Source organism: Paenibacillus sp. CH40 (assembly GCF_024213605.1).
Lineage (GTDB): Bacteria > Bacillota > Bacilli > Paenibacillales > Paenibacillaceae > Paenibacillus > Paenibacillus polymyxa_B.
The window spans coordinates 333,320-357,723 of sequence record NZ_JANAVQ010000005.1 but is presented as its reverse complement, the minus strand read 5'-3'; the positions used below and the strand labels follow the sequence as shown (position 1 = coordinate 357,723).

The 24,404-nt window shown below is 47.7% G+C and carries 19 protein-coding genes; all 19 read right to left on the bottom strand.

Annotated elements, in window-relative coordinates:
• Window positions 1–2 precede the first annotated feature (2 nt).
• Complete coding sequence (locus tag NLX73_RS17555) at window positions 3–245, bottom strand: DUF4321 domain-containing protein (protein ID WP_023989955.1); 243 nt, start codon at window positions 243–245, stop codon at window positions 3–5.
• A gap of 121 nt (window positions 246–366) precedes the next feature.
• Window positions 367–1,632 carry an SPOR domain-containing protein gene (locus NLX73_RS17550; protein ID WP_254326829.1) on the bottom strand — a complete coding sequence of 422 codons (1,266 nt, stop codon included), beginning with the start codon at window positions 1,630–1,632 and terminating at the stop codon, window positions 367–369.
• Between the two features lie 166 nt (window positions 1,633–1,798).
• Window positions 1,799–3,178, bottom strand: coding sequence for a UDP-N-acetylmuramate--L-alanine ligase (gene murC, locus NLX73_RS17545; protein ID WP_013311605.1), 1,380 nt, complete (start codon window positions 3,176–3,178; stop codon window positions 1,799–1,801).
• Between the two features lie 6 nt (window positions 3,179–3,184).
• The gene (locus NLX73_RS17540; RefSeq protein WP_039272579.1) at window positions 3,185–4,561 is read right to left on the bottom strand and encodes a bifunctional folylpolyglutamate synthase/dihydrofolate synthase; all 1,377 of its coding nucleotides are present in this window, start codon (window positions 4,559–4,561) and stop codon (window positions 3,185–3,187) included.
• 36 nt (window positions 4,562–4,597) lie between these two features.
• Window positions 4,598–7,264, bottom strand: coding sequence for a valine--tRNA ligase (locus NLX73_RS17535; protein WP_039272580.1), 2,667 nt, complete (start codon window positions 7,262–7,264; stop codon window positions 4,598–4,600).
• 409 nt (window positions 7,265–7,673) lie between these two features.
• Window positions 7,674–9,002 carry a LysM peptidoglycan-binding domain-containing protein gene (locus tag NLX73_RS17530; protein ID WP_367997112.1) on the bottom strand — a complete coding sequence of 443 codons (1,329 nt, stop codon included), beginning with the start codon at window positions 9,000–9,002 and terminating at the stop codon, window positions 7,674–7,676.
• Window positions 9,003–9,128: 126 nt separating this feature from the next.
• Entirely contained in the window at window positions 9,129–10,043 is a 915-nt protein-coding gene (locus NLX73_RS17525) for an RluA family pseudouridine synthase (RefSeq protein WP_254326827.1), read from the bottom strand.
• Window positions 10,040–11,344, bottom strand: coding sequence for a glutamate-1-semialdehyde 2,1-aminomutase (hemL, locus tag NLX73_RS17520; RefSeq protein WP_254326826.1), 1,305 nt, complete (start codon window positions 11,342–11,344; stop codon window positions 10,040–10,042). Before hemL ends, NLX73_RS17525 begins: the two co-directional genes overlap by 4 nt.
• 30 nt (window positions 11,345–11,374) lie before the next feature.
• Window positions 11,375–12,373, bottom strand: a complete 999-nt coding sequence (hemB, locus tag NLX73_RS17515; RefSeq protein ID WP_028541574.1) for a porphobilinogen synthase — start codon at window positions 12,371–12,373, stop codon at window positions 11,375–11,377.
• A 47-nt stretch (window positions 12,374–12,420) separates the two neighbouring features.
• A complete protein-coding gene (cobA, locus tag NLX73_RS17510; RefSeq protein WP_061828814.1) occupies window positions 12,421–13,977 on the bottom strand; it encodes a uroporphyrinogen-III C-methyltransferase in 1,557 nt (518 codons plus the stop codon).
• 4 nt (window positions 13,978–13,981) lie between these two features.
• Window positions 13,982–14,908, bottom strand: coding sequence for a hydroxymethylbilane synthase (hemC, locus tag NLX73_RS17505; protein ID WP_254326825.1), 927 nt, complete (start codon window positions 14,906–14,908; stop codon window positions 13,982–13,984).
• A gap of 1 nt (window position 14,909) precedes the next feature.
• Window positions 14,910–15,557 (bottom strand): precorrin-2 dehydrogenase/sirohydrochlorin ferrochelatase family protein, encoded by a 648-nt coding sequence (locus NLX73_RS17500; RefSeq protein ID WP_061828816.1) that lies wholly within the window; start codon window positions 15,555–15,557, stop codon window positions 14,910–14,912.
• An 8-nt stretch (window positions 15,558–15,565) separates the two neighbouring features.
• Window positions 15,566–16,393, bottom strand: coding sequence for a cytochrome c biogenesis protein CcsA (ccsA, locus tag NLX73_RS17495; RefSeq protein WP_061828817.1), 828 nt, complete (start codon window positions 16,391–16,393; stop codon window positions 15,566–15,568).
• Window positions 16,394–16,409: 16 nt separating this feature from the next.
• Entirely contained in the window at window positions 16,410–17,804 is a 1,395-nt protein-coding gene (gene hemA, locus NLX73_RS17490; protein WP_069290219.1) for a glutamyl-tRNA reductase, read from the bottom strand.
• 249 nt (window positions 17,805–18,053) lie between these two features.
• On the bottom strand, window positions 18,054–18,452 hold the full coding sequence (gene speD / locus NLX73_RS17485) for an adenosylmethionine decarboxylase (RefSeq protein ID WP_025365654.1): 399 nt from the start codon (window positions 18,450–18,452) through the stop codon (window positions 18,054–18,056).
• A 267-nt stretch (window positions 18,453–18,719) separates the two neighbouring features.
• Window positions 18,720–19,307: a non-ribosomal peptide synthetase module gene (locus NLX73_RS17480; RefSeq protein ID WP_254326824.1), complete on the bottom strand. Its 588-nt coding sequence runs from the start codon at window positions 19,305–19,307 to the stop codon at window positions 18,720–18,722.
• A gap of 289 nt (window positions 19,308–19,596) precedes the next feature.
• Entirely contained in the window at window positions 19,597–20,208 is a 612-nt protein-coding gene (yihA, locus tag NLX73_RS17475; protein ID WP_061828820.1) for a ribosome biogenesis GTP-binding protein YihA/YsxC, read from the bottom strand.
• Window positions 20,209–20,226: 18 nt separating this feature from the next.
• On the bottom strand, window positions 20,227–22,563 hold the full coding sequence (lon, locus tag NLX73_RS17470; protein WP_061828821.1) for an endopeptidase La: 2,337 nt from the start codon (window positions 22,561–22,563) through the stop codon (window positions 20,227–20,229).
• A 110-nt stretch (window positions 22,564–22,673) separates the two neighbouring features.
• Window positions 22,674–24,401, bottom strand: a complete 1,728-nt coding sequence (lonB, locus tag NLX73_RS17465; RefSeq protein WP_061828822.1) for an ATP-dependent protease LonB — start codon at window positions 24,399–24,401, stop codon at window positions 22,674–22,676.
• Window positions 24,402–24,404 lie beyond the last annotated feature (3 nt).

Here is a 24,404-nt window from a genome sequence, read left to right as displayed (position 1 = left end):
AGTTAGAGCCTGCGGTACAGCCAGAACGCGGCAATGATGCCGATCAGACTAAGCAGGCTCAATTCAAAATTTATCGTTATGTTGTAGCTGATAATATCCAGGTCCGCTCTCGGCGACCAAGATATCCTAGTGGGGTGGGTCAGAAAGGAAAGGAATTTGATCGATTGAAGGGCTTTGGCAATCCATGCACCCAAGAGCCAACCGAGCAACAAAAACAGTATAAGCATTCCTACATTTTTTTTCATCCTGATCTTCCCTCGCCATTTTTTGACACCTTCATTATTATACGGTGATTTGTACTGCAATACAAACAGAAATCCGGCATGGGGAACTATTTCCAGTTCCTTGCCGGAAAATATGGTTAGTCTATTGTTTTATGAATTGGATAAATTCCTTCTCACGCAAAACATATTCCATCATGGAGGACTGAATCTCCCAAATGTGTTCCTTGGCTGTATTCTTATTATATTCCCCAAGTGCAGAGATCGCGCTGTTCATCGCCTTTTCAAGTGAGGTTGCGGAAGCAACCGCTTCCTTTGGAAGACCGGTAGGAAGTGCAGTGATATTTTGTGTCCACTGCTGATGCAGGTCGTTCAGCTCCTTCATGTCGGAGGCTGGCACCGTATTCGGACCTCCTTCTCCCAGCAAGGTTGAGGAAAGTCCGCTCAACTTACCCACCAATGAACTACTTAACTGAAAAAAGCCAGTGAGTTTATCGCCTTCGCCTCCGTAAGCCGCTTTTTCGAATCCAGGCAATTCAAGCTCACGAACATACAATTCGACTCCTTGTGTTTTCAACTGATTGCTGAGTAACTTAGCTTGCTCCCTATCCGGTGATATTCCTGCATATACCCGGTTTTGGTCCTCGGTATCCCCTCCTGCTGCAATGCCTGCCTTCAACAGTTCTTCTTTTGCTTGTAAGGCCCGTTCTGGAGTGCTGAAAACCCCATATTGCAGCAAATAGTAGGTTTGTGGAGGTACCTGAGCCTCTATGACAGTGACAGGGACAGAATTCTCTTTTGCAGATATTGCATCCACACCAACGGATTCTTTAAAGACCGGTACAGCCTCCTCTACTGAGGGATCTGCTCCCGGGACCATGCCTCCTCCGTTAAACAGTAACAACATAATATATCCAAACATCCCCCCGGTCACCAGTGCGCTGGCTACAGAACCAACCAGTTTCCATCTAGAAGGGTGGGGCGGACGTTTTCTGTACTCTTGGCCAGAATGATAAGCTTCCTCATTCTCTTCTAGGCTATCTGGTAGAACGTCCGCATCTGACCAAGAAGCCGCCGAACGGCCAAAGGGGTCATCCCATCCCTCTTGTACTCTTAATGTCGGAGCAAAGCGCCGACTTGAAATGCGTTTATTCAGATCCTCAGGCTCATTGAGCTCTGCTTCTTGCGTAGTTACAGCATTTTTATTCATTCCTCTAATTCGATCCGTTCCTTTTTGCGGGTTATCAGCTTGATGAAGCTTATCTTTTTGATATAACCCCTTATCTCTAATCGTTTCACGCTGTTCGTTCGTAATCGACTCGTTTTTGTACGGAAGCACCTGTAGCTTATCCTCCCGGCTTGTCTCCGGCAACTGTTGGTCGAACCGGAATGTCATCTTGGTCTTGTTCATGGATGCACTCCCTCCTTGTCCCATACTTCCTCATAGTCTGTTGTATGAGTCAAGCTAAGAATATATGCCCCAGCATTACAAAAAAAGGTATCCCGAAACACAGTCGTGTTCGGAATACCCTTGAATAAATGTAATTCATTGGCGTAACAACTCATTTTTATACGTATTACACTTGCTGTCCGCGAAGATGGCGCGCTAACGCGTCACCTGCTTTCCAGATATCTCCCGCTCCCATCGTCAGCACAAGATCCCCTGGCTGTAATCGATCTTTCAACTCCTCGATCACGGCTTCTTTGGTCGGCAAATAGATTGCATTAGCATTGCTGTTTTGGACGATTAAATCCACGAGCTTGGAAGAATGCACGCCTTCAATCTGTTTTTCTCCCGCTGGTGAATAAATATCGGTAATGATGACTTCACTAGCCTCGCTAAACGCGCGGCTAAACGCATCGAGCAGGAAAAAGGTGCGGCTATAGCGTTGCGGCTGGAATACAGCAATAATACGCTTGCCAGTCGCTCTCGCTGCGCTAATCGTAGCCTCAATCTCTGTTGGGTGATGCGCATAGTCATCAATAATCAGTATGTCATTGCTTTCACCTAGTACTTGAAAACGACGCTTCGCTCCGTGAAATTCTACAATAGTAGCAGCGATTTGATCGAATGGAATCCCTGCTTCCAAACAGGATATCACAGTAGCCATCGCATTATACATGTTATGTTTACCCGGCACTGATAGTTCGATCGTTCCGAGTGCTGTTCCTTTTCGGCTCATAGTAAAGCTTAATCGACGGTCACCTAATTGGATATCTGTCGCCATATAATCCGCTTCATGCTCCACTCCATAAGTAATGACCCGAGTCTGGAGCTGAGGCAGCATTTCCCGGATGTTCTGATCATCTGCGCATACAATAGCCGCCCCATCCGGTCGAATTTGACTCAAAAACTGTACATAGGCACTTTTCAGACGATTAAAGTCGCCATCGTAATTTTCCAAATGATCCGCTTCAATATTGGTTACAATGCCTTGCCAAGGATGATATTGCAGGAAAGAACCATCACTCTCATCCGCCTCAGCAACGACAAACTCGCTTTTACCTGCTTTGGCATTCGTCCCCAAATTCGTGATTTCGCCGCCAATAATATACGTTGGATCAACGTTACATCTTTCCATAACCAGAGCGATCATGGAAGAGGTTGTCGTTTTACCGTGCGCACCCGCAACAGCTATTCCCTTACGTTCGTTAAGCAAGCGAGCCAGCATTTGCGAACGATGCAGAGTTGGAATATTCAATTCCTCCGCTGCCACCCGCTCCACATTGTCACGTGACAATGCTGTTGAATAGACGACGATATCCGCGCCTGCAATATGCTCAGGTGTGTGTCCAATATATATTTTTGCGCCTTTTGCCGCCAGTTTTTCTGTCAGCTCCTGTGATGCCACATCTGAGCCAGTCACAGTATAACCCATCTCCAGCATGACCCGAGCAATCGCGCTCATCCCGTAGCCGCCGATACCGATAAAATGAACATGTTCCGAAGTAATCAACAAATTTCACCAACCTTTTTCCGAATCGGTTTGATACATAAGGGTAGCCCGTACATCCGCAATAAGGTACAGCGTGCCGGACACCACCCCCAGATCTTCCGCTTCCGTATGTGACTGAAGCAGGCCTAGAGCCTTTTTCCAGTCACCTTCTACAATTATTTTTAAATCCGTTTTGGCATAAGACGGCCGCAGCTTCTCCACGAGATGAGCCAATTCAGCGGCATTCATTTTGCGGCGAAAATCGGGCTCGGTCAGGATAAGCGTATCCACTAGTGGCAGTATATGCTGCAAGTATGCTTCATGATGCTTGTTTGACAGCATTCCCATCATTAAAACCAATTTTTTGTACGAATACACTTGAGGAAGACTCTTGGCCAGCGTCTGTGCTCCTTCTGGATTATGAGCTCCATCAAGGACAATCCTCGGCGAGGTACTGACTTGTTCGAGACGCCCTGCCCAGGCAGTTTGCCTAAAACCCTCCAGCAATTCTGCATCATCCAACACAAAAGCCATATACTGACGTAGGACCTCAAGTGCCATCATAGCTCCTGCCGCATTAGAACATTGGTGCTCGCCTAACAACGTGATGTCAATTTCCATATGTCGGAAGGGCCCCGCGAATGAAAAGGTCTGAGCTGTTTCATCCCCATTTAGCCGTTCATACGTAAACTGTTCTCCTGCCAGGTACAAGGTAGCTCCTTGCTTTGTCGCCGTTTCACGTATGACCTGAATAGCCTCGGGTTGGGAAACACAACTGACGACAGGTACACCCGGTTTGATGATACCGGCCTTTTCCCTTGCAATCTGTTCGAGCGTATCTCCCAAAATATCCGTATGGTCATAGCCGACATTCGTAATAACTGAGACGATTGGATTCACGATATTAGTTACATCCATCCTTCCCCCGAGACCTGTCTCCCATACCACAACATCTGGGAAAGATACCGTAGCATAGTATAAAATAGCCAATGCTGTCGATACCTCAAACATTGTAGGTGATCCCAATTCACTATCTGCGATTTCTTTCACCAACGGATACAAGCGATTGGCAAGCAAAACCAGCGTTTCATCGGGAATATCGGTCCCATTGAATTGAAAACGGTTCGTAAATCGGGTGATGTACGGAGACGTAAAAGTTCCGACATCGTACCCACATTTCAGTAGCACAGAGGTCAGAAAGGCACAAGTTGAGCCTTTACCGTTGGTTCCCGCAATATGCACAAATTTCAGATGTCGTTGCGGATCACCCAATTTACTCATTAGCTGTTCAATTCGTTCCAATCCGGGTCTGATACCAAACGGAATCAAGCCGTTAATCCATTCCACTGCTTCATCATAGCTTTGTAAAGGAGCCGTGTCTCCGCCCCTGATCGTATCTGACATCCTCTTCACCTTCAGGTCATTTTATTGTGAGTGAAATTATCCCTTGAGTTCTTCAATACGTGCGATAACTTTAGCGCGCTTATCTGAGTAATCGGCTTGCTTGGCCTTCTCTTCCTCGATGACTTTAGCTGGTGCCTTCGCCACAAAGCCTTGATTAGATAACTTTTTCTCCACGCGCTCCACTTCACTGTTCAAATGCTGAAGTTCTTTTTCCAGTCTGCTAATTTCCTGGGCAATATCAAGCAGTCCGGCCAGCGGCAGGTATAGCTCTGCGCCGCTAACTATAGATGTCATCGCTTTATCTGGAACGGTGAATTCTAATCCCGCGTCGAATTCAGACGTATTACAGAATCTACGTACATATTCCCCATTGCGGTTAATGATATCGAGAACGGCTTGATCACCGGGTTTTATGAGTAATTCAATTTTTTTACTCATCGGCACGTTGACTTCAGCACGGATATTGCGCACAGCGCGAATTACGTCGATCAGCAAATTCATTTCTGCAACTGCATCCTTATCCTCAAAAGAAGGATCATAAACAGGCCAAGCAGCCAGTGTAATCGTCTCTCCCTCATGCGGAAGATGCTGCCATATTTCCTCAGAGATAAACGGCATGAACGGATGAATCATACGCAGTGTCCGATCCAATACATATGCAAGTACGGACTGCGTTTTCTTTTTCGCCTCTGCATTTTCGCCATATAGGGAAAGCTTCGCAAACTCGATGTACCAGTCGCACAAATCATCCCAAATAAAGTTATACAGAAGGCGGCCTGTCTCGCCAAATTCATAAGCATCTATTAGACGCGTGATGTCGCGTGAAGTTTCGTTTAGACGATGCAAAATCCAACGATCAGCAGTGCTTAAGTCACCAGTAATGTCTATATCTGCCGAAGTGACGCCTTCCAGATTCATCAGCGCAAAGCGTGACGCGTTCCAGATTTTATTGGCAAAGTTACGGGCCTGCTCCACCCGCTCCCAGCGGAAACGAAGGTCTTGCCCAGGCGTGCTACTGGTGGAAATCATATAACGCATAGCATCGGTACCATATTGGTCAATCACGTCGAGCGGATCAACACCATTGCCGAGGGATTTGGACATTTTTCTACCGTCCGCATCGCGAACCAACCCGTGCATAAGTACGTCCTTGAACGGAATCTCTTCCGTAAACTCCAACGCGGTAAAAATCATACGCGATACCCAGAAATAAATAATGTCATAGCCTGTAACCAAGACATTAGTCGGATAGTAGCGTTTGAGGTCCTCTGTCTGCTCAGGCCAGCCCAGTGTCGAAAACGGCCATAAAGCCGAGCTGAACCAAGTATCCAGCACATCCTCATCCTGTTTTAACTTTCTGCCAGCATACTCAGGCAAAGTTGTAGGGTCCTCCGCCGATACAATAACTTCTCCAGTTTCTTCGTCGTACCAAGCCGGAATACGGTGTCCCCACCATAATTGACGGGAAATACACCAGTCACGCACATTTTCAATCCAATGCAGATAAGTACGTTCAAAGCGATCCGGTACAAAGTTTACCCCGTTGCCAGCCTTCTGCACTTCAATGGCTTTAGCTGCCAGAGGCTTCATTTCCACAAACCATTGTGTGGACAGATAAGGTTCTACAACTACACCTGTACGCTCGCTGTGGCCTACTTGATGTACGTGCTCTTCAATACGAATCAGTACGCCCTGCTCTTTCAGATCAGCGACGATTTGCTTACGGCAATCGCTACGATCAAGGCCCTGATATTTGCCTGCTTCGGCATTCATCGTTCCCGTTTCGTCCATCACCGTAATTTGTGGCAGCTGGTGACGTTGTCCCATTTCAAAGTCATTCGGGTCGTGAGCCGGTGTAATTTTAACCGCGCCGCTACCGAAATCTTTATCAACATAATCATCCGCAATGACCGGAATTTCCCGTCCGATGATTGGGAGCACAAGCGTTTTGCCGATCATTTGCTTGTAGCGTTCATCTTCCGGGTGTACAGCTACAGCTGTATCGCCCAGCATCGTTTCAGGACGTGTAGTGGCTACCGTAATAAATCCGCTACCGTCTTTCAGTGGATATTGCAGGTGATACAGATTTCCGTTCACCTCTTTGTATTCCACCTCAATGTCCGATAATGCAGTACGTGCAGCAGGGTCCCAGTTAATGATACGTTTACCGCGATAAATCAGACCCTTCTTGTACAGTTTAACGAATACCTCACGTACCGCTTGGGACAGTCCCTCATCCAGCGTAAAACGCTCACGAGAATAATCGAGAGAAAAGCCCATCTTTTCCCATTGGTTATGGATATTATCTAGATAAAGATCCTTCCACTCCCACACTTTCTCCAAAAACTTCTCGCGGCCCAAATCATAACGTGTCAGGCCTTCTTCACGCAGCTTTTGCTCTACCTTTGTTTGGGTAGCAATACCCGCATGGTCTGCCCCTGGCAGCCACAAGGCATCATATCCCTGCATCCGCTTGGCGCGAATAATAATATCCTGCAAAGTAAAGTCAAGAGCATGTCCAATATGCAACATACCTGTAACATTCGGTGGTGGAATAACGATTGTAAAAGGCTCTGCCTCTGGATGTTGCCCAGCGCGGAAATAACCCTTCTCCATCCACGTTTTGTACCATTTTTGTTCTGCTGATTTTGGATCGTACGTTGTTGGCATTTCCAAGGTTGTCTTGTTGTCTTGTTCTGACATATCAGGATACCTCCATGATTTTTCAATTGGCAAATAAAAAAAGCCTTTCATCCTCAAAGGACGAAAGGCTGTTCTCTCGCGGTACCACCTTTGTTTCACCCCTAGTGTATGTATCCACTGATCCATTACACATGGTGTGACACTTTATGCAGATAACGGTTGCGGACCGGCCTTATTCTACCGTGAGCCTCTTATCTTCCGTAGGAATTAAATGAGGAACCGTTCAAACAGGCGACTCCCGGGTGACTTCGGCCAGTAGCTTCCTGCGGAACCTCACAGCGCTGCAATTCCACTCTCTGAAGGGCTTGCTGCCTACTCTTCCCGATCTCAGTCTTTCAATAACTATACCACATCATACATTTCCCATTGACTATAGTCAACACCCGCCGTGCATTTTTCAGCAACCGGATCAAGGGATGTACAATACCTGTCCTTCTTCCACATGATGCTCCGCCAATCTGTTATACAGTTGAAGCTCACGTGTGCTGAGCTGATAACGGTCTGCTATGGTTTCCAGTGTATCCTCGCGCTGTACAATGCATAACCGCACCTTGCGAAAAGGTGTTTCATCTTGTGTATGAAAAAAAAGGTTCTTCCACTTGGCATTCTCTCGCTCTTCTTCGGCTTTCTGATCCTGATCCTGCGGCTCCTGCTCCAACTGCTGCTGGTATTCGGCTTCCTTCACCGAACGGCTGGATTGGAGCAATGATGAGTAGACAACCGGGTCTGGCTCGTCTGCCCCTTCATCCTTTTTACTGTTGAGCGCTACACGCATCTCTGGCTTATCCTCAGTAAAGGTGTCATGGGCCTCGTGGTTAACCTGTGCTGACGCTTCAGGCCTGAAGTCGAAGTTATCTACTTGACTCGCTTCCAACTGTGGCTCCAGATAGACCTCGGACTCCGTGGCAGTATGCGGTTCAGACAGCAAAGGTTCATATACTATATTAGGAGATGCGGAAGATACTTTGGGCTCATTTCCCCCTGCCCATGCTTCCTCTTGCTGAAATCCCCACACTTCCGGAGACCCATGCTCATGCTTGACCTCGGGAGAGCTGTCTTCAACTGCTTTGCCCGTCCAAGGCTCATAGAATCGGTTAGGATCTACTGCCGACTCATAAGCTTGCTGTTCCGACAATAACTTCTGTTCCTCATGGTCCTCAGACGGCTGTTCCCAAGAAACGGACTCCTGTTGTGCTGGCACCCTGTAGGAAGTTTCAGGATCTGTAACGTAATCGGAGGACGAGTCATTGGTAGAGAAGGCCTCTGCATGATGCTCTCCATCGGCGGAAAGGGATTGAACCGGATGCTCAGGTGCATGCACTACGGTAAATTCCTCATCCAGCCAAACCGCCGTCTCCTCCGCGTGCGAGCTTTCCACGCCATGCAAAGAAAGAACGCCTGTAATGTTTAGACTACGTAAAGAAAGCAGGTCCACATCAAAATTTTCAATCTCGACAGAGATATCTTCCAATCTCCCTACGCGGTTTAGCGGAATGGTAATTTCCACAGGAATCAAATGATGAAGCTCGCTCGTGATCTGTTCAGGTGTGCGGTACACGCCCTCCAGCAGCAAATGCCCTCGCAAAGCGGCATGGTCGCCGTGGGTTACAACCTGAATGCGTGGCAGAAGCTCAATTTCCTCCAACTCAGCAATCCCGGCAGCTTCCTCCGTCAAATGAATGCGTTCATAAATATCAAAACGCAAGCCTTGCGGCTGATCATTCTGTTGTTTGTTCAAGGATGGCATCCTCCTTTGGGCAGTCTCCGCACATCCTCTGACTTCTGGTCAGGCGCACGGAAACTCCATATTGCAAACCGTTTCTAGGTTCAAGTATATGCGCCAAAATAGAAGGCATGCCATCTTTTATAGCTGTTTGTGTAGCTTTTGAAAATCATCCGGCCAAGCATCCTCCACGGTAATCGTTTCGCCACTCAGCGGATGACGGAAGGTAAGACGCTCTCCGTGCAGCGCCTGCCTGCCAAAATCAGTAGCCCGCCCCCCGTATAATACATCCCCAAGCAACGGGTAGCCAGCATGACTAAGATGTACGCGAATCTGGTGCGTCCGGCCTGTCTCCAGCGTCAGATATACGAGACTCACTGCACTTGGACCGCTTCCCCATACTTCTCCGAGTTCAATATGGGTAACCGCCTTTTGCCCAGTTGGAGATACACGACGGCGCTGCTTATGATGCCTGTCCTTGCCAATCGGCCAATCCAACGTTCGCAGCGATGGGGGTACTTTCCCTCGTACCAAAGCTACATACCTGCGGCCTATATCCTTAGCTCGCATTTGCTCGTCCAGCTTGAGCAACGCAAATTCATTTTTGGCATATAGCACCGGGCCCGTCGTATCCACATCCAGACGATGTACATGCCGTACCGCCGCATGAATGCCATTCATCTCATAGTAGGATGCGACAGCATGATCCAACGTCAGCGGACCATCCTGCACAGCGCCGTCCAGATGTACTGCCATACCTGCCGGTTTATGCACTACCAGGCAAAAATCATCTTCATACAGTACCTTCAAATCATACCAACGAGGGGTGATTCCAAGGTTCATTACAGGAAAAAGGGCCAGCCGCAGCCGGTCCCCTGTAAGTTCAATCTCTTTTGCATGACGCAGTCTGCGCCACAGCTTTTCCGGTAATTCCAAACGATTCAGCAACCACTGATCTACAGCATCAGCATTGTTTTTTTCCCCGTCTGTGATTTCCCGTCCTGGCGTGACTTCCAGCCACGGTCCTCTTCTTTTCCAGCCACCTTGCCAGCTCATAGACGTTTGAGCGCGCGATAGTTCGCCTCAATGGTGGCATCAATATCCTCTACCGTATGCACGCCCGACACAAACATACCCTCAAATTGAGATGGTGCCACACTGACTCCCTCATTCACCATTTCAGTAAAGTAACGGCGGAAGTGGTCCTGATTACTCGTTTTAGCTGTGTCAAAATTGACAACCTTTTCTTCTGTAAAAAATGGACAAACCATGGAACCCACGCGATTGATCGTGACAGGGATACCCAGCTCGCTCGCATTACGTTGGAATCCGGCTTGAAGTCTTGCTGCCCGCTCTTCCAGGCGATCGTATACTTCTGGCGTCAGCAATTTAAGTGTCGAATAACCTGCTGCCATAGCCAGCGGATTTCCGCTAAGCGTACCCGCTTGATAAATTGGCCCCGATGGAGCAATCTGCTCCAGAATATCCCGACGTCCGCCGTAAGCACCTACAGGGAGTCCACCACCAATCACTTTACCCAGACAGGTAAGATCCGGCGTCACACCAAAGCGACCTTGAGCCGAATGAAGTCCAACCCGGAATCCAGTCATCACTTCATCAAAAATCAGCAGACTTCCGTACTGCTGGGTTACCTCACGCAAACCTTCCAAAAATCCAGGCTGTGGCGGTACAACTCCCATATTGCCTGCTACTGGCTCGACAATAATTGCGGCAATCTCTTCGCCAAATTTCTCAAAAGCTAGCTTCACCGAAGCCAAATCATTATAAGGGACGGTGATGGTATGGGTAGCTACGACTTCAGGTACACCCGGACTATCGGGCAAGCCTAATGTCGCAACACCAGAGCCTGCTTTAATCAGCAAGCTGTCCGCATGACCGTGATATGATCCCTCAAATTTAAGAATTTTACTACGGCTCGTAAATCCGCGTGCGAGTCGAATAGCACTCATAGTCGCCTCAGTTCCGGAGTTAACCATACGTACAATGTCCATAGAAGGAACACGCTCACATACGAGCTTGGCCATTTCGGTTTCTGCCAACGTTGGTGCGCCGAAGCTGGTTCCTTTTACAACAGCAGCCTGTAAAGCTTTAACCACTTCGGGATGTGCATGGCCCATAATAAGCGGTCCCCATGAACATACATAGTCTAAATAGGATTGACCATCAATATCATATACACGCGATCCTTCGCCATGGTCGATATATACAGGTGTAATCCCAACAGATTTAAAAGCCCGTACCGGGCTGTTAACGCCACCCGGAATGTATTGTTTTGCCTCATCAAAGGCTACTTTGGAGTTCGTATCCTTGCGCACTTTCCGTTGTTCGTCGATCAATCTGACCACTCCTATCTTCTGAAAATAGACTTATTGCTTCAACCATCTTGCCGCATCCTTGGCCGAATAGGTAATAATCATATCTGCACCCGCACGCTTCATGCTTGTCAGAATCTCCAGCACCATTGCTTTTTCATCAATCCAGCCTTGGAGAGCGGCTGCCTTGACCATGGCATATTCACCACTAACGTTGTAAGCCACCATAGGCAGATCAAATTGATCCTTAATCGTGCGCATCACGTCCAGGTAAGAAAGAGAAGGCTTCACCATCAGCATATCCGCACCCTCCAGCACATCAGACTCCGCTTCTCGCAATGCTTCACGTGCATTGGCAGGGTCCATCTGATAGGATTTGCGGTCACCAAACTGCGGCGCAGAATCTGCGGCTTCCCGGAAAGGACCATAAAAAGCAGACGCATATTTGACGGAATACGACATAATCGGAATATGTGAAAAGCCTTCCAGATCCAGCCCCTGCCGAATCGCTTGTACAAAACCGTCCATCATATTAGATGGCGCGATAATATCCGCACCAGCTCTGGCCTGAGAAACGGCTGTACGTACCAGCACCTCCAGAGATTCATCATTCAATACTTCACCGCATACCTCACCATCATGCTCATGCATGTGTACCATACCGCAGTGTCCATGGTCCGTAAACTCACACAAACAAGTATCAGCCACAACCAGCAGTTCGGGATAACGAGACTTGATCAAACGAGTAGCTTCCTGAACAATACCATCGTCCACAAAAGCCGAAGTCCCTACACTGTCTTTTGTTTCCGGTATGCCAAACAGGAGCACGGCGGGAATGCCAAGCTCACTAATCTCTTTTAGTTCTTCCTCCAGCCGATCCAGAGAAAAACGGTATACACCTGGCATAGAGCTAATTTCCTGTTTCACCCCAGTGCCAAATGTTACGTAGATCGGTTGGATAAAATCAGCGGGATTTAATACCGTCTCACGCACCATACTGCGAATTGCAGCCGACTGACGCAAACGACGATGTCTAGTAAAAGGAACACTCATGAATACAAACCTCCATTTTTTATACATTCATTAGCAAAAATAAAAAATTATAATGTCATAAGAGTACTTGATCGTTTCCAGTCACATAACGATTGGATCAGACTTTCAATGGTTGCCTTCTCTGACATAAAACTCACAGTCAAACCGGCTTGGGTAGCTGTCTCACCGGTCAAAGGACCTATTACAGCAATCGTAACTCCCTCCAGCAGCGACAACGGATCATGGATCCCCATTTGCCTGAGCGCTTCCAGAAAAAAGGTGACGGTTGAGGAACTCGTAAACGTAATCGCATGAATGGCACGTTCCTCAAGCAGCTTGAGGAGCTCGTCATCCTGTGTGTTGGCTGCCAGCACAGTTTGATACAAATCAGCCTCGGTCACATGAAGCCCCATCTCCCTTAGCTTTTCTGGCAGCCACGGCCGTGCTAGATCACCTCTAGGTAGAAATACGTTCTGCCCTGCCTGCAAATCCTGCTCAAACCCTTCGAGCAAGCCTTCTGCCTGAAAAGGGCCTTCGATCTGTTCTGCCACAATTCCGTGTGTCCGAAGCGCAGCTGCTGTAGCTGGTCCGACTGCGGCAATACGAGCTTTGAACAGCATGCGTACGTCCTTGCCCTGTTCCTTTAAGTGCGTGAAAAAGTATTCAACTCCATTAACGCTGGTGAAAAACACCCAATCATATTCAGGTAGTCGCGCAAATGCCTCTTTAATTTCCTGTTTGGTTGGCTCGTCCGAAGGGGCGACCGTCTGAATAACTGGAAATTCATATGGCTCGCCACCAAGCTCCTCAATCCGGCGAACCAGACTGCTGGCCTGCGCACGCGCGCGAGTAACCAAAATCCGTTTGCCAAACAAAGGCATGTCCTCAGCCCATTTTAACTGTTCACGTTGATTGACCACCTCTCCGACAACGATGACGGCGGGAGGTTGAAAATTCGCGGCCTTCACCTTAGCTTCAATATCCGCCAGCGTACCCACCAGCGTATCCTGCTCGGCGCGGGTCCCCCAACGGATCAAGGCAACAGGAGTATTTGACGGCTTGCCGTGTTTTATCAGTTGTTCACTGATATAGCCGATCTTGGCTACACCCATCATAAAGATCAGTGTGCCCGTTGCGTTCGTCACTTTATCCCAATGAATACTTTTGTCGAGTTTATCGGGACTTTCATGACCTGTAATGATAGACAGCGATGAGGCCATATCCCGGTGTGTGACTGGAATGCCCGCATAGGCGGGCACACTGATTGCTGATGTGATGCCGGGTATAATTTCATAGGAAATACCATGTTTACGCAGTAGCCCGGCTTCCTCGCCGACTCGTCCAAATATAGTGGGGTCTCCCCCTTTAAGACGAACAACTGTTTTTCCTTCCAAGGCCAAATCCACCAGCAGCTGATTAATTTCCTCTTGCTTCATGGTGTGACGATCTGGCAACTTGCCGACATAGATTTTTTGGGCACCTGGCTTCATCAATCCCAAGAGGCGCGGGCTTGCCAGTCTGTCGTACACAATGACATCGCCCAATTGAATGCATTCCCAACCCTTGACCGTAATTAATCTTGCGTCTCCAGGTCCTGCACCTACCAAATATACTTTTCCTGCCATGCTATCATCCCCTCACCTGCGCCAGAATCTGTTCCGCTCCTTTGGCTATCAAACTGGCCGCCACCGCTTCTCCCAGCTTTTGCGGATCATTTCCCTGGAGCGTTTCCTTCAAAATAACCTCGCCATCTGGCGAGCCTACCATGCCCGTGAGGCTGATTTCTTGACTAGCCCAGACCGCATGAGCCCCGATCGGCACTTGGCACCCCCCATTTAACACGCCCAGAAAGGTTCGTTCTGCCGCAACAGTAGCCGAGGTATCTCGGTCATTGTAAAGACGCAGCAAGGCCAATAGCTCTTCATCGCTCGCACGACATTCAATACCTAGCGCTCCCTGCCCAACCGCCGGCAAACAGTCTTCTTCCGGTATATAGGACGTAATTCGCTCTTTCCAGCCCATCCGGTGCAAGCCTGCTGCCGCCAAAATGATAGCGTCAAAACCTTCCGTCTCCAGCTTTTTCAGACGGGAATCAATATTACCACGCACAGGCTCCAATTGTAGATCAGGTCGCATGGACTTGATTTGACTGGCTCTGCGCAGGCTGCTCGTGCCCACCTTTGCCCCTTGAGGCAAATCCTCGAGGCTCTTGGCGCCCAATGTGATCAGGCAATCACGTGGGTCCTCACGGCGCGGCACAGCGCCGTTGACAAGCCCTTCCGGCAATTCGGAAGGCATATCCTTCATACTATGTACTGCCATATCAATCTCACCAGCCAGCATGGCCTGTTCAATTTCTTTGACAAAAAGCCCTTTGCCACCCACTTTGGACAAGGTTACATCCAATATTCGATCACCCTTGGTCAGGATTTTCTTCACGACAAATTGCAAATCCATTCCATGCTTCGCGCACAGCGCGTTCAAATCTTCAATGACATGCCCGGTCTGAGTTAACGCCAGCGCACTCTGTCTGCTGCCTACCACAATTGTTCGCATGTTATTCCTCCTGATTTTGCGCAATCCATAGGTCTATTTCTTTTTCGGTCCAAGCCATAAATTCATGACGCCGTATTTGATCCAAAATTCCGCTACTCGCCAAGCGCCTCAGTAGTTTGGTTCTTTGCTGTGGGGAACTTATCTTACGTTTGATGATCTGTCGCATATCGTGCATGAAATCCAGATATGGCTCGTATTCGCTACCAAACAACGTATTCAAAGCTGATGTAATATCAGTGGTCACAGCAGGGCCAGCCCCTTCTGTGGAAATACTAATCGTCAGTCTTCCTCGTCGAATGGTACCCGGCGTTATAAAGTCTCCCTCTTCCGATCGATCCGCCACATTTACCAGTATACCCCTTTGTCTGGCCTCATGCGCAACCTCATAATTCACTTCTCTCTGGTTCGTCGCCGCATATACAAGAAAGGCTCCCTGGAGGTCACCCTCGCGATATACGCGATTTACCCAGTGGAGCTGCTTGTGATCCGCCAGAACCTGTAAATCCGGCGTTATATTCGGGCTAATGACGGTAATGAATGCCCCACTTTCCATCATCCCCTTTACCTTTCGTTCCGCAATCCTACCGCCACCTACAACACAACAGATCTTATTCTTACAATTCAACGAAATCGGGACAAAATGCTGCAAAAGGCTTTTCACTCTCCCGTCCACTGATGAAATACAGACCAGGAATTCAGCAAAAAATTAAGAATCAATAGCGTGTAGCCCACCAATGCCCACTTTGCCATCACCAGCCCTGAACGCTGATTCAATCTTTTGCTCACTAAAAATATAATATACACGCACAAGGCAATCGCTGTCATCAGCACCTTGGTATCGAGCAAGAGACGCCAGCGTTCCTCGGCAATAATAGAAATAACGGCAACTACAATAGAGACTCCCAACAAAGGAGTACCAATCAACAGCGCCATATGCGTATACCGGTCCATCATTTCCAGACTCGGCAGGCGTCTGATCGTGTCATTCCATTTCTTTACTTTCAATTTACGATGCAAAAACAGATATAACCCCGAAAATACAGCTGCTACCGTCATTGCTACAAAACCAAGATTAGCCAGCGCAATATGAATCAGGAGCAGACCATGCACTGTATGCCAATTTCCAAGCGGGTTGTCGAGAGGCTCCATCCATATATTGTTGAGCACTAGCACTGCAAAACTAATAATATTAAGCAACAATACCGCAAATTCGGATCGCTGATAACGTGTCAGAATCAAAGAAATCAGTACCAAAATAACTGAGAACAGAAATAGAAAATCGTAGGTCACGAAAATAGGAAGATGCCCTTCATTCCAGGTTCTTATCCCCATATAAGCAAGCTGGAGCACCAGAACGACAACAAGAAGCCCTGTACCTGTCCGTTTAGCATTCGCATTGCGACGAATCCCATCCGAGAATACAAACAGAAGGCTCAGGGCAAAAACATAAATCATTGAATCATATATAAGCATGCCTGAAGCCACTTCTGTTCACCCACCTTTACAGGCTGGCCGGCGCAAACGACGCTGGCAAAGCCTGAGCCTGAACGGTTTTTTCATGAACACCGGCTTCCGGTTTCATTAACGCAGATGCATCGCTTTTATCTACTTTCTGAGCGGCGTCATCCAAACGATCCTCCAGAGCAAAAATATGGCTAAACATGTCTAGGGCCTCATTTCCCTGCTTTTGAACAGCCAGTTCTTTTACCCGATTGATCGGATCATGCATCATCTGATTCAGCATACTTTTCGTCAAGCGACTAATCACTTTGCGTTGCCGTTCATCCAGCTCAGGAAGCTTATTGAACAAGCTTTCCAACGTATCCTGATGTACAGACTCCGCTTTTTCCTGTAATGCACGAATCACCGGACGCACTCCCATCGTTTTCAACCATTGATAAAACTCGCTAAGCTCATCTTCGATCATATGCTCGATTTTTGTAGCTTCGGTACGGCGCATTTCCAAATTGCTCTCCACGATCCCTTCCAGATCATCAATATCGTACAGGAAAACATTCTGTAATTCACCAATAGCCGGGTCGAGATCACGCGGAACCGCAATATCAATCATAAACAAAGGACGGGACTGTCGACGTTTCATACTTGCTTCAACCCGAGTCCGATCCAGAATATAACCCTGGGCACCTGTCGAGCTAATGACAATATCCACATCCGCCAACCGATTCATGCCTTCCTCCATCGTAACCGGCGTTCCATGGAACTTGGAGGCAAGGTCTTCCGCACGGGACAGGGTTCGGTTTGCTACAATAACCTCAGCTGCTCCACCGCTGTACAAATGCTTAACAGTAAGCTCGCTCATTTTACCAGCACCGAGAATCAGTACCTTTTTATCGGTAAACATCCCGAAAATCCGTTTGCCCAGCTCAACTGCTGCATAGCTGACAGATACGGCACTTTCTCCAATAGACGTCTCCGAATGGGCACGCTTGCCCAATGTGACGGCCTGCTTAAACAACATATTAAACCACGTTGCCGTAATTTTCTGGGATTGAGCCTGAAGAAAAGCGTTCTTTACCTGTCCCAAAATTTGTGTTTCTCCGATTACCATAGAATCAAGGCCACAAGTCACACGGAACAAATGCCGAATCGCCTGCTCGTCCTCATATATATATAAATGTTGTGTAAATTGATCACGCGGAATGCCAAACCATTGCTCCATAAAACTGCGTATAAAATAACCGCACATGTGAAGGCGGTCCACCACAACATATATTTCAGTCCGATTGCAGGTTGCGACAACTACGCCCTCCAACACACTTTTGGTAAGTTTGAGTTGTTCCAGCGCTTTTGGCAAATCTTCTTCTGCAAATGTAAAACGCTCTCTGACTTCCACAGGCGCCGTACGATAATTCAACCCAACAACGACGATGTGCATTGCAAATTCACCTGCCTAAACTGTAATAAGAATAACCACTGTTATCATAAACTATGTTAATTATATCACAGAAGTCCGAATGTCCTCCGGCTGTTTTATGAATTGTTTATGAAAATTGGATGGCGTTCATGAATATCTAGCACGTTCTGTAGGATTTGATTTAGTGTAAACCACTTTTAAAACAAATAACCATGGAAATGTTCCATGGTTATAATATAGGACGCACAAATGGCTCCATAAAAGAACGATTTACACCAACTCGGCCAGCTTGCACTCCGGTGATTCCACCTGAAGTTCTCCCAAGCCGCGAATCAGCTTCTTCGCATATGTTTTTTTCGGTTTTAGAACGGATACCAGGTAATCAATAGCTAGCTGCGGATCGACAGTCTCACCGCAAGTATAACAATCAATAGCGGCAAATCCTCTCTCAGGATACGTATGAATAGAGAGATGACTCTCCGACAACAGTACAAGCACGGTAGCTCCCTGTGGTTCGAATTGCTTGGATTGAACGGACATCACCGTTGCTCCGCAAGCTTCAGCTGCTTCAACTAATTGAGCCTCCAAAAACTGCGCATCATTCAGTAATTCAAACTCAACACCCCAAGTATCTACGGCAACGTGTCTTCCGAAAGTTGAGTACTCCAATTCCATCTTTCGGTTCCCCCTTCCTAGGAATAAAATGTTTGAAAAAATTTCATCCGCTAGGACCTACGTCATTCACTTCCCGAGGGAATAACCTCTCGCAACATTCAATGTCCTGAGTGAATCCTGGTTCCTATATTCATTTTCAACGAGATTAAAAATAACATCTATGTGAAGCAAATGCAATCATTTTTTTGGAATAAAAAAGCCCCTTTCGGTAAAGAAAGGGACTACACTGCATAACGATTCATTCCTTGTATTCATGCCTTATTAGGCTTCCAGTACAAATAATTTCGAGCAACTCATTCGAAGCTTGTGGTCAATCTGTTCCAACTCCGAGAAAGTACGCGCCAAATTCCGCTGGTCAAGCAACGAATTAATGAGATGATATACGTCTGATATTTCATTTTCGACGTTCTGATGCTGAAAAAGCTGTTGCAGTTCCTGAACCGTATTTTTATATTCAAATACCAGCCTGGAGCCTACGGCATTCTTCTCCATAATTTTACGAACCGTACCTTCATTATAAAAATACACCATAGTGAATCCTTGATACATTCGGTAAACGATGCCTTCGCCCTTAAAACGAACAAAAAGTTTGCGTATAAACAGGGTTAGTTGCGGATGAATTAAGCGGCAAGTCAATTCACACACAAACGCTCCCTCTTGGGCTTCAAAAAACAAATGAACTTCCTCACCCGCACTATGCTCCAGAACGATTTCCTGTCTTCCGTTATCTAGAACTTTAATATAGTAATGCACCTGGGGATCATCCACTGCCCGCAAAAATTCGTCCATTTGAGTTTCCGACAAGGTCAAAGTGGTTTTAACATACTCTGTGGCTAACCGCTGAGCCATACCAATCTCCTCAATTCTTTCCTGACCTATAAGTTTAAGCTTTATGCTTTATTATACATCAGACCTACAACGCTTTTCTTGCACATCAAATCATAAATTTCCGCCATACATCGGAAATAAACGGAAAATGATAGGGTTGAGACTGCATTATACCCCATATCCTCACTCTTCTACTTAAATTCCACGAGTTCCTTTAGTTATTATATATTATTCCCACCATTTTAGTGAGTTTAATATTTTATGAAGCCCGAATCATGAAAAAAGGACGCCCTCAAGGACGTCCCTAACCTTACAATTCCGTCTGCTCTTCGTCGTCATTCTCTATATAGCTGGAGATGACAGACCACAGCTCTTCCTTGCCCATACCTTCTTCGGATGAAAAGGGGATAAACAATCCCCCGGGAAGTATTCCGAGTTCCTGCTTGATTACCTTATAATGCTTTTCTCGCCGCGTTTTAGGGATTTTATCTGCCTTAGTGCCTACAACGCAGACTGGAAGCCCGTGATGGCGCAGCCAATCGTGCATCATGATATCGTCCTTGGACGGCGGATGACGCAAATCTACCATTTGAAGCACCAGTTTGAGTGGCTCACGCTCCAGCAAATAAGACTCAATCATCTGCCCCCAAGCCTTGCGGGACGTTTTGGATACCTTGGCATAACCATAACCGGGAAAATCGACAAAATAGAGGTCATCATTAATCCGGTAATAATTGAGTTGCTGGGTTTTACCTGGCGTAGAACTGGTACGCGCCAAATTTTTACGGTTAATCAACCGATTAATCAGTGAAGACTTTCCTACATTGGAGCGCCCCGCCAGAGCAATCTCTGGCAAAGCGTCCACAGGAAACTGATCAGGGCCAACCGCACTTATTATAAATTCTGCTTTTGTTACTTTCATTGTGTTCTTAATTCCTCTCTAATGTACCCTTGCCTGCTCAACCAAAGCATGCTTTAGCACCTGATCCATATGGGCAACGGGGACAAATTCAACATCCTGCCGGATACTGTCGGGAATATCCTTCAAATCCCGTTCATTATCTTTGGGAAGCAGAATTTTTTTGTAGCCTGCCCGATGGGCAGCCAGCGACTTCTCTTTCAAACCACCAATCGGCAATACTCGGCCGCGCAAAGTAATTTCGCCCGTCATAGCTACATCCTTGGATACATGACGGTTGGTCAAAGCTGAAATTAATGCGGTAGCAATAGTAATTCCCGCAGATGGGCCATCCTTCGGAATCGCACCCTCAGGAATATGAATGTGGATATCATTTTTCTCATAAAAGTCCAGTTCAATGCCCAGATCAACTGCTTTCGAACGAGTGTAGCTGAATGCCGCCTGGGCAGATTCCTTCATAACGTCTCCCAGTTTACCCGTAAGAATCAGTTTACCACTACCAGGTACGACCGTCACTTCAATCATCAGTGTTTCACCACCGACCTCTGTCCATGCCAAGCCTGTAACCGTACCGATCTGATCCTCCAGTTCTGCAACACCGTAACGGAATTTAGCGATACCCAGATAATCCTTCAGATTATCCGGTGTGATTTGAATCGGCCCTTCGCCACCAGATACAACGGACTTCGCTGCCTTGCGGCACAGAGAAGCCATTTGCTGTTCTAGATTCCGCACACCGGATTCACGGGTATATTCACGAATGACACGCAGGAGCGTATCCTCCCCGATGACCAACTGTTCCTCGTTCAAGCCATGCTCTCTCTTCTGCTTGGGCAATAGGTACCGGTTGGCGATTTCCAGCTTCTCCAGTTCGGTGTAGCCTGGAATATAGAGTGTCTCCATACGGTCCATTAGCGGACGCGGGATGTTGTGTGCAGCATTGGCTGTCGTTACAAACATCACATTGGACAGATCAAACGGCAGCTCGACAAAATGGTCACTGAACGTATTGTTTTGTTCAGGATCAAGCACTTCGAGCAATGCTGCCGATGGATCCCCCCGAAAATCGGAAGCCATTTTATCAATCTCATCCAGCAAAAATACCGGATTAGACGTTCCTGCGGTCTTCATCCCTTGAATGATCCGCCCCGGCATCGCGCCAACATAAGTCCGGCGGTGACCACGGATTTCCGCTTCATCCCGCACACCTCCGAGAGAAATGCGGACAAATTCCCGACCCATGGATTTGGCAATCGAACGGGCCAACGAGGTCTTGCCGACCCCTGGCGGGCCTACGAGACACAGAATCGGTCCCTTAATGGTCTTCACCAGCTTACGCACAGCCAAATACTCCAATACACGTTCCTTGGGTTTATCGAGTCCGTAGTGGTCGTTATTGAGTACCTCTTCAGCTTTGACGATATCCAGATCATCATCCGTAAACTTGTTCCACGGCAAGCTTAACAACCAATCAACATAATTACGGATGACGCCACCCTCGGCAGAGCTTGCCGGCATTTTTTCCAGACGATCGATTTCCTTTTCGACCTTCTCCTTCACCGGAACAGGTAGCTCCAGTTCACTTAGCTGGTTGCGCAGTTCTTCAACTTCTCCTGCGCGGCCTTCCTTCTCGCCAAGTTCCTTTTGAATCGCCTTCATTTGTTCACGCAGATAATACTCCTTCTGCGTCTTCTCCATTTGCTTCTTCACACGCTGGTTGATTTTACGTTCCAGCTCCAGTACTTCACGCTCATTGTTCAAAATATCCAGAAGCTTCTCCAGACGCTGAGTAACGTCGACGGTCTCCAGTATATCCTGCTTTTCCTTAATTTTGAGCGTTAGATGACTTGTGATCACGTCTGCAAGCCGTCCCGGCTCCTCAATATCGGATACCGCAGCGAGAGTCTCCGGTGTTACCTTTTTGGACAAGTTGATATAATGCTCGAACTGAGTTAATACAGTACGCATAAGCGCATCCGTCTCAGGCTGTACGTTTTCTGCCTCGTGCAGCTCCTTCGCCATTACCTCGTAATATTCTTCATTGTCCGTATATTGAATAATCTCGGCGCGTTCCAGCCCTTCCACCAATACTCGAATGGTTCCATTAGGAAGCTTGAGCATCTGGCGTACCTTGGCTACCGTGCCGACTCGAAAGATGTCCTCTTGTGTAGGTTCTTCAATATTTACTTCTGATTGAGAACACAGGAGAATCAAATTGTCTTCAACCATCGCTTTTTCCAAAGCCTTGACCGATTTTTCCCGGCCCACATCGAGATGCAGAACCATGCTCGGGTAGACCAGAAGTCCTCTTAAAGGCAGCAAAGGAAAACGACGACCTTTTGTCTTGGTGGGTCCCATCGCTTTCGCACCTCCAGTGATTCTCAGGTTCCGGATTTTACAATCCTCACGTTGTTATCTTTCATATTTTATCAAATGTTTTATGAAAAAACCAATGAAAGGGTGGTTCATTAGCAAGATCCTGTATCTGATATCGTCCCGTTATGCGTTCCATCAGCCTGTAACAAGGAAGATTGGGATGGGCGAAAAGTCTCAATTGGCGCATGCACAGGCAAATCTGACGTCATTTCTTCCCCAAACACATGTCGGAACACTTCGGTAACTGACTGTACAGGAATGACTTTTAAACCCTCAATACCGTCAAAAAGAGCTTGCCAGTTGTCCTGCGGAATGATCACCTTTTTGGCTCCAGCCTGAAAAGCCGCTTCAACCTTGGCTAATACACCACCAATCGGTTTGACACGACCATGGATGCTAACTTCGCCAGTCATAGCAATTTCATGATCCACCGGAATTCCCCGCATCGCGGAAGCAATGGCTGTTGCCATCGCAATTCCTGCGGACGGGCCATCTACTGGCGTACCCCCAGGGAAATTGATATGCAAATCGTAATTCGATGGAGACAAGCCGAGCGTACGCAAAACGGTTAAAACATTTTCCACAGAACCTTTAGCCATGCTCTTACGGCGCAGCGTGCGGGACCCACCTCCAATTTCTTCCTCATCCACGACCCCCGTAATATTATAAATTCCCTTTCCCTCAGGAACCGGAACTGCTGTAACTTCAATTTCCAGCAGCATCCCCATGTTCGGGCCATATACAGCTAATCCGTTAACGAATCCGATTTGCGGCAAGCCCGGTATTTTTCGGTCAGGACGTGGTTGAATTTGACTGCTGCCCGCCACCCATTCCACGTCGGAAGCATTGAGACGCTCCCTTTTCTCGGTAAGTGCCAAACCAGCAGCCAGCTGGATCATATTGACCGCTTCCCGACCGTTCGTTGCGTAACGCTGTACAACTTCTACCGCCTCAGGGCAAGGGCCAAAGCCTAGCTTGTGGACAGCATCCTCTGCAATACGAGCAATCTCCTGTGGCTGCAAGGCACGGAAATAAATCTCCATGCACCGGGAGCGAATCGCAGGTGGCAGTTCATGCGGCGAACGGGTCGTCGCACCTACCAAACGAAAATCGGCTGGCAAACCGTTTTGGAAAATATCGTGGATATAAGCAGGAGTGTTCGAATCTTCCGAGTTGTAATACGCACTCTCCAAAAATACCTTGCGATCCTCCAGTACTTTCAACAGTTTATTCATCTGCGTTGGATGCAGCTCACCAATCTCATCAATGAACAGCATACCCCCATGCGCCTTCGTCACAGCTCCGGGCTTAGGCTGCGGGATTCCCGCCACCCCCATCGCTCCTGCCCCTTGATAGATTGGATCATGCACTGAACCTATCAGCGGGTCCGCAATACCACGCTCGTCAAAGCGGGCCGTCGTAGCATCAATCTCCGTGAATTTGGCATCTCCCTTGAACGGGGAGGACAGATTCTTCTTAGCCTCTTCCAGCACCACGCGTGCAGCAGCCGTCTTCCCTACACCTGGCGGGCCATAAATAATGACATGCTGCGGATTCGCACTACATAACGCTGCCTTGAGTGCGCGCAGTCCGTCCTTCTGACCCACGATATCCTGTAATGTGGCAGGACGTGTGCGTTCAGCCAACGGCTTAGTAAGTGAAATAGAGCGCAATTTGCGCAGCTTATCCAATTCCTTGCGGGATTCCCGATCCACCGCACTACGGTTCGTTTTCTGGCTCCGCAGGAGGTTCCAGAAATACAGACCAATTACAATCCCGAAAAACATTTGCACCAATAACAAAATCATAGTCAAGTCCATCGT